Source organism: Geomonas sp. (assembly GCF_035254065.1).
Classification (GTDB): Bacteria; Desulfobacterota; Desulfuromonadia; order Geobacterales; family Geobacteraceae; genus Geomonas.
In genome coordinates, this window is sequence record NZ_DATFBA010000069.1 from 1 (window position 1) to 6763 (window position 6763).

6 protein-coding genes are annotated in these 6763 nt (G+C 61.3%); 2 read left to right on the plus strand and 4 right to left on the minus strand.

Annotated elements, in window-relative coordinates; all coding sequences use genetic code 11:
* Both VJ604_RS03675 and lepB read left to right on the plus strand, forming a co-directional pair.
* A partial coding sequence (locus tag VJ604_RS03675) for an elongation factor 4 family protein (protein WP_518517901.1) occupies window positions 1–725 on the plus strand: 725 nt, incomplete at its 5' end.
* 45 nt (window positions 726–770) lie between these two features.
* Entirely contained in the window at window positions 771–1457 is a 687-nt protein-coding gene (lepB, locus tag VJ604_RS03680; protein ID WP_324080026.1) for a signal peptidase I, read from the plus strand.
* Window positions 1458–1607: 150 nt separating this feature from the next.
* Here lepB and VJ604_RS03685 read toward each other — a convergent pair whose 3' ends face one another.
* From VJ604_RS03685 to VJ604_RS03700, 4 genes are all read right to left on the minus strand, one after another.
* Window positions 1608–2921 (minus strand): aminotransferase class I/II-fold pyridoxal phosphate-dependent enzyme, encoded by a 1314-nt coding sequence (locus VJ604_RS03685; RefSeq protein ID WP_324080027.1) that lies wholly within the window; start codon window positions 2919–2921, stop codon window positions 1608–1610.
* 326 nt (window positions 2922–3247) lie between these two features.
* Complete coding sequence (locus VJ604_RS03690; RefSeq protein ID WP_324080028.1) at window positions 3248–4447, minus strand: cofactor-independent phosphoglycerate mutase; 1200 nt, start codon at window positions 4445–4447, stop codon at window positions 3248–3250.
* Between the two features lie 284 nt (window positions 4448–4731).
* Window positions 4732–5610, minus strand: a complete 879-nt coding sequence (gene xerD, locus VJ604_RS03695) for a site-specific tyrosine recombinase XerD (RefSeq protein WP_324080029.1) — start codon at window positions 5608–5610, stop codon at window positions 4732–4734.
* Window positions 5610–6763, minus strand: a 1154-nt coding sequence (locus VJ604_RS03700; RefSeq protein WP_324080030.1) for an HD domain-containing protein, incomplete at its 5' end; no start/stop codon positions are given. The genes VJ604_RS03700 and xerD, both read right to left, overlap by 1 nt.

Genomic DNA, 6763 nt, shown 5'->3' on the forward strand with positions numbered 1-6763 from the left:
GCGAGTTCAACCTGGAGCTGATCACCACCGCGCCTACCGTCGTCTACAAGGTGCACAGGACCGACGACTCCCTGATCACCATCCAGAGCGCCAACCAGCTCCCCGCCACCCAGGAGATCGCCTACGTCGAGGAGCCCTTCATCCTGGCCTCCATCCACGTCCCCAACGACTTCGTGGGTGGCATCCTGGCCCTGTGCGAGGAGAAGCGCGGCGTGCAGCGGGAGATCAAGTACCTCACCCCGACCCGTGTGATGGTGGTCTACGAGCTGCCGCTCAACGAGGTGGTGCTCGATTTCTACGACCGCCTCAAGTCGATCACCAAGGGGTACGCCTCGCTCGACTACGAGATGCTGGACTACCGGCAGAGCGATCTGGTACGGTTGAACATCATGATCAACGGCGAGGTGGTGGACGCCCTCTCCCTGATCATCCACAAGGACAAGGCTTACTACCGGGGACGCGACCTGGTCTCCAAGATGAAGGAACTGATCCCCCGCCAGATGTTCGAAATCGCCATCCAGGCCGCGGTGGGCACCAAGGTCATCGCCCGCGAGACGGTCAAGGCCCTCAGAAAGGACGTGCTCGCCAAGTGCTACGGCGGTGACATCACCAGGAAACGGAAACTTTTGGAAAAGCAGAAGGAAGGCAAGAAGCGGATGAAGAACGTCGGCAACGTCGAACTCCCGCAGGAGGCGTTCCTGGCCATCCTGAAGGTCGAAGGGTAGCATCCCGGACGCCAAAGCCCCAGATTAAAAAAAGGAAATCATCGAATGGAAGAGTATAAGGACGCGGTTGCCGAGAAATCCATGCAGAGCGAGGAGCAACCCGAAAAGCCTCAAGCGAAGCCGTACAAGGGGAAGCACATCGTCAGGGAGTACGTGGAATCGATCCTGATCGCCATCCTCCTGGCCATGGTCATCCGCACCTTCATCGTGCAGGCCTTCAAGATCCCTTCCGGCTCCATGGAGGACACCCTCGCCATCGGCGACCACATCCTGGTCAACAAGTTCGTCTACGGCGCCAAGATCCCCTTTACCAACACCCGGCTGTTAAAGCTTCGCGATCCGCGTCAGGGCGACGTCATCGTCTTCGAGTACCCGGAGGACCCCTCCAAGGACTTCATCAAGCGCGTGGTGGGCACCCCCGGGGACACCGTGCAGGTGATCAACAAGCGTGTCTACGTGAACGGTAAGCTGTACGCCAATCCCCACGAGGTGCACAAGGAGCCGGACACCATCCCCAAGGAGATGAACCCGCGCGACTTCACCGACCCGATCAAGGTGCCGGCCAACTCCTACTTCGTGATGGGCGACAACCGCGACCGCTCCTACGACAGCCGCTTCTGGGGCTTCGTCAGCCTGGACAAGATCAAGGGACTCGCCTTCATCAAGTACTGGTCCTGGGACAGCGACAAGTTCCGGGTCCGCTTCGGCAGCATCGGCAAGATGATCGACTAGCTGGAAACAGCCAGCAAAAAGGCCCACCGGCGAAAACCGGTGGGCCTTTTCATTCCCATCTTATCCATCTCAACTGTCATCCCCTCTCCCGAAGGGGGAGGGTCAGGGAGGGGGAGCCCCGCCGGCCGTGCCGGAGAAGCTCCCTACCATTTACAGCTCGGGGGTGAGGTCCTTGACACCCTGGTAGATGATGTCGAAGAGCTCGGGGATGTCCTGCTCAGCGATGCAGGAGAAGGCGATGCGGAGATCGGTCTTGGTGGTGGAGATGGCGCCCACCCCGTACTTGTCGAGCAGGTGCACCCGCAGTTTCTCGGCCTCCACCGTCTTCAGCTTCAGGCACATGAAGTAGCCGGAGTTGAAGGGGTAGTAGTCCCAGGCCTTGTCGTATTTGCCGCTGTTGAGCACTTCCTTGGTCTTGAGGGCGCGACCCTTCATGATCTGGAACTTCTCCTCTTTCTGGGCCAGGAACTGCGGCGAGCGCAGCGCTTCGATGACGAAGGTCTGGGAGGGGTGCGGGCAGTTGGAGATACGGGCGCGGATGATGCCCATTGCCTTCTTCTCCAGCGCGGTCAGCACCGGGGCGTTCTCGTAGTTGTTGCCGTCCGCGAAGGTGATGAAACCGGTCCTGAAGCCCCAGACGAATTCCTCCTTGGTGGCGCCGTCCAGCTTGACGGCCAGGATGCGCGGGTGGAGGTTGGCGAGCTTGCCGAACAGCGACTCCTGGAGGCTATCTTCATAGAAGAGGCCGAAATAGGCGTCGTCGGTGATGGCGACCACGTTGCAGCCACCCTCGGCGACTTCCTTGATGGCGGCCACCAGGGCATCACCTTCCTCGACGGTCGGGGTGTAGCCGCTCGGGTTGTTGGGGAAGTTGAGCAGCACGACCACCTTCCCTTTCTCCTCGGCGGAGTTGCGCAGCACCGCTTTGAAGGCGTCGATGTCATAGCCGCCGGTGACGGTGAAGGTCGGGTGCTTCTTGACGATGGCGCCGGAGCAGGTGCCGAAGGTGAGGTTGTAGTTGCCCCACAGCATGTCCGGCAGGATCAGGTGGTCACCCTCGTCGACGAACATGTCGGCCACGATGGAGAGACCATGGGTGAGGGCGTTGGTGACGATCGGGTTGCTGAAGTGCTTGCCCTGCTGGCTCGGGTTCTCGCGCAGCATCTTCTCGCGCCAGAGCGAGCGGAGCTCCGGCTTGCCGGCGGGGGGAGCGTAGGGGTAGATGTCCTTGGGATCGAAGGAGGACAGCTTGTCCTGGATGCAGGAAAGGAACATGGGGCCGCCGTTTTCCGTAGCGATCCCGATAGTGGCGTTGAATTTGTGAGCTTTCTCCTTGGCTTCAGCAGACTGGGTCAGGATGCCCTTGGGGAAAAACAGGTTCTTGCCGAGATCGGACAGCATCTCCAAGACGTGCGGGTTGTGCTGCGCTAGAGACTCGTTTAATTCCACGGCCAATGGATTCATTCATTCCTCCTGGAGCTTGGTAATGGTCCCGGCTGCCCCTGCGGCATACGGGATGGGATTGTCCTAAAAGGGCAATTAAACCAGCTTCACGACTGCTTTGTCAACGGGAATGTGTCTTACAAAGAGGACGGCGGACAAAAAATGTCCAGCCACATTCACCAGAACAGATAAGGGAGGAGTTCCGTCACACGTCCCTTCTCCTTCAAGGAGAAGGAGAGTCGAGTGAGTGGAGGATGGTGGGCCAGAGACAAAACGAAAGGCGGCGAAGTTACTCGCCGCCCTCTTCAGCATACCGGACCGTCTGGCTCGCCTGCCAGTGCCACGACCTACTTGCCCAGCAGCAACTCCATCAGCTTGAAGCCTTCCTCGACTTTGTAGCCGGTGGCCGCGGCGGAGATCTCGTCGTAGCCGGCCACACCCGCCTTCTCTTTCTCCTCACCGCTGTAGATAAGGAAGGGAACCGGGTCGGAGGTATGGGTCATGATGGAGACCGGCGTGGGATGGTCGGGGGCGCACAGGATGCGGTAGTCGCCGAACTGCTTGATCCCTTCCAGCACGGGCCCCACCACCTGCTCGTCGAAGCACTCGATGGCCTGGATCTTGTCGGCAAGCTTGCCGGAGTGGGAAGCCTCGTCCGGAGCCTCGACATGGACGAAGACGAAGTCCTTATTCTTCAGGGCCTCGATGGCGGCATCCGCCTTCCCCTTGAAATTGGTGTCGAGGTAACCGGTGGCACCGGGGACGTTGATGATATCCAGGCCGGCATAGACGCCGATCCCCTTGATGAGGTCGACCGCTGAGATGACCGCGCCAGAAAGACCGAACTTCTCGTGGAAGCGTCCCATGGCCGGTGCCTTCCCCTGCCCCCACAGCCACATGGAATTGGCCGGAAGCTCGCCGGCGGCGGCGCGGCGTTTGTACTGCGGGTGGTTGTTGAAGATCATCTGCGAGCAGTTCATGAGGTAGATGAGTTTATCGGCACCCTCCCCCTGCGGCAGGAAGTTGAGGATATCCTGGCCGGTGATGTCGTGGGGGGGAGTGGCCTGGATGGCGGTCTTGCCGTTGTGCCAGACCATCAGGTGACGGTAGCTGACGCCGGGATAGAAGGAGAACTCGTCGTTGCCCAACTGGCGCTGCAGGTCCTCGACCAGCTCGCGGCCATCGGCGGTCGAGATGTGACCGGCCGAGTAATCCTCCATGATGAGCCGCCCACCCCTGGCGTCGAGGGATACGAGGTTGACGCGGAAGGCCACGTCGTCGGGGCCGAGCGAGACGCCCATGCTGGCCGCCTCCAGCGGGGAGCGGCCGGTATAGCACTCGACCGGGTTGTAACCGAACATGGAGAGGTTCGCCACGTCGCTTCCCGGCGGGTAGCCGGCCGGCACAGTCTGGGCCAGCCCCAGCACACCACGTTTGGCCATGAAGTCCATGTTCGGCGTCTTGGCCGCCTGCAGAGGGGTCTTCCCCCCCAGACCTTCTATTCTTTCATCCGACATCCCGTCGCCTAACAGCACTACATACTTCATTTTAAAGAGTCCTTTTTTCCGATTTTTTTACTTCGGTTCGTTTCCTTCTAAATTACTTAAACATCCTCAGTCCGGATCCCCGCAGCCACCCATCCAGGGCACCATCGCACTCTAAGTTGACCGCCCGCAAAGTCCGACATCCCCGCTCCCGAAGGGGGAGGGTTAGGGAGGGGGAACACCGTTGCAATCGCTGGGGAGGCTTAATCACTGTGCCGGCAGAGCTCCCCCTCCCCTGCCCCTCCCCCTTCGGAAGTGGGGAATCGGGCGCAAGATCGGGTCCTGCTTTACCCTCTCGGATGGAACTCCCCGTGCAGCTTCTTCAACCTCTCCCGCGTCACGTGCGTGTAGATCTGGGTCGAGGAGAGGTCGGCGTGTCCCAGCATGATCTGCACGCTCCTCAGGTCCGCACCGTTCTCCAGCAGATGCGTGGCGAAGGAGTGGCGCAGGGTGTGCGGCGAGATGCTGGTGCGGACCCCCGCCTGCAGCGCCCGTTTCTTGATGATGTTCCAGAAGGACTGGCGGGTCATCCCCTCACCCAGCCGGGTCAGGAACAGCCGCTGGCTGCTCCCTTCCTTCAAAAGATCGTCCCTCGCCTCGGCCAGGTAGCGGGCCACCGCCCGGCAGGCGCTCTCCCCCATAGGGACCAGCCGCTCCTTGTCCCCCTTGCCGATGGTCATGAGGTAGCCGGCCGAGACGTTCACTTCGCCGGTCTTCAGCCCTACCAGCTCGGAAACCCGCAACCCCGTCGCATAGAGAAGCTCCAGCATCGCCTTGTCCCGGACCTCGATGGCTCCGGTATCAAGGGGAGAGGCCAGCAGCGCCTCCACCTCCCGGGCACTCAGCACCTTGGGTAGCCTCAGGATCCCCTTGGGAGCCTCGATGATCGCGGTGGGATTGGTGTCGCAGTAACCTTCGGTGACCAGGAAGCGGTGCAGCATCCTCATTGCAGACAGCGCGCGGGCCCTGCTGCGCGGCGAGATCCCTTCGGTTTTCAGCTTGGCCAGATACGCCGCAACGTCGGCAGCCCTCACATCGCCAGGCGCACGGTCGCCGAGAAAGCCCAGGTAGCGGGCAAGATCGCGGCTGTAGGCGGCCACCGTGTTGGCGGCGGCCCCCTTCTCCACCAGGAGGTAGTTCAGGAAAAGATCGATGAAGCGGTCCACTATTTGTCGATGGCGCCCAGAAGCTCGGCGCGGATCTCCTCCAGCTTGAGCGGGTCGGCGATCTTCTGCCCGAAGATGTCCTTGACGTAGAAGGTGTCGGCAACCTGGTCGACCTTGGTGGAGATCTTGGAGACGCCGATGTAAAGACCAAGCCGGGTGAGCGTGCTGGTTATGCTGTAAAGGAGCCCCACCTTGTCGTGGGCGTAGATATCGATGACGGTGTAATCGCTGGACACCTCGTTGTCGATCTCCACCCGGGCAGGGACGGTCGGTTTCGCCTTCTCGGTCAGGATGCTCGGACGGTAGCGCTTGGCCACCAGGGAACCCACCCGCACCTTTCCGGACAGCACGTCGCGCAGGTCGGACTGCAGCCGCGCCCAGCGGTTCTCGTCGGTAATCACGAAGCCTTGCGGCGAGTTCACCTGCAGGATGTCCAGCACCTTCTCGTTCGTGTTGGTGTGGATCTGGGCACCCAGGATGTTCATGCCGTTGGCGGCCATCACCCCGGTGATCATGGAGAAGAGCCCCGGGATGTCGTAGGTGCAGACGGTGCAGTTGGTGTACCCTTTGCCCGCCTCGTGGTCGTACTTGAGGATCACCAGGGTGTCCGACAGCGAGATGAGCGTCTTCAGGTGAGAGGCGATGATGTCCGGCTTGTAGGAGAGGAGGTGCCGGGTGGTGAGCGCCTGCAGCTCGTCCTTGATCTTCTGGTGCGGGTACTCGTCCGCCAGAAGGTCGAATACCGCACGTTTGACGCGCTTGACCCGATCGCCGGCCGCCTCCAGTTTGAAGTCGCCGCGCTCCAGCACCGCGAAGGCCTTCTCGTAGAGCTCCTGGAGCAACAGAGCCTTCCACTCGGTCCAGACCTCCGGACCCACGGCTTTTATGTCGGCGTAGGTGAGGAGGTAGAGCATCTTCAGGTTCTCGCTCTTCTCCATCTGGCGGGCGAACTGGATGATCATCCGCTCGTCGTGCAGGTCCCGGCGCTGGGCTATGTGCGCCATGAGCAGGTGCTGCCGGACCAGGAACTGCAGCCGGTCGCCGTCTTCCTTGGAGAGCCCCATCCGCCTGGCCACCGTGCGCGATAGCTCCGCCCCCACCTCGGCGTGTCCCCCTCCGGACCCCTTGCCGACGTCGTGCAGCAAAACCGCCA

Coding starts and splice junctions, on each gene's coding strand:
- lepB (WP_324080026.1), top strand. CDS start 771: ATGGAAGAGTATAAGGACGCGGTTGCCGAGAAATCCATGCAGAGCGAG.
- VJ604_RS03685 (WP_324080027.1), bottom strand. CDS start 2,921: ATGAATCCATTGGCCGTGGAATTAAACGAGTCTCTAGCGCAGCACAAC.
- VJ604_RS03690 (WP_324080028.1), bottom strand. CDS start 4,447: ATGAAGTATGTAGTGCTGTTAGGCGACGGGATGTCGGATGAAAGAATA.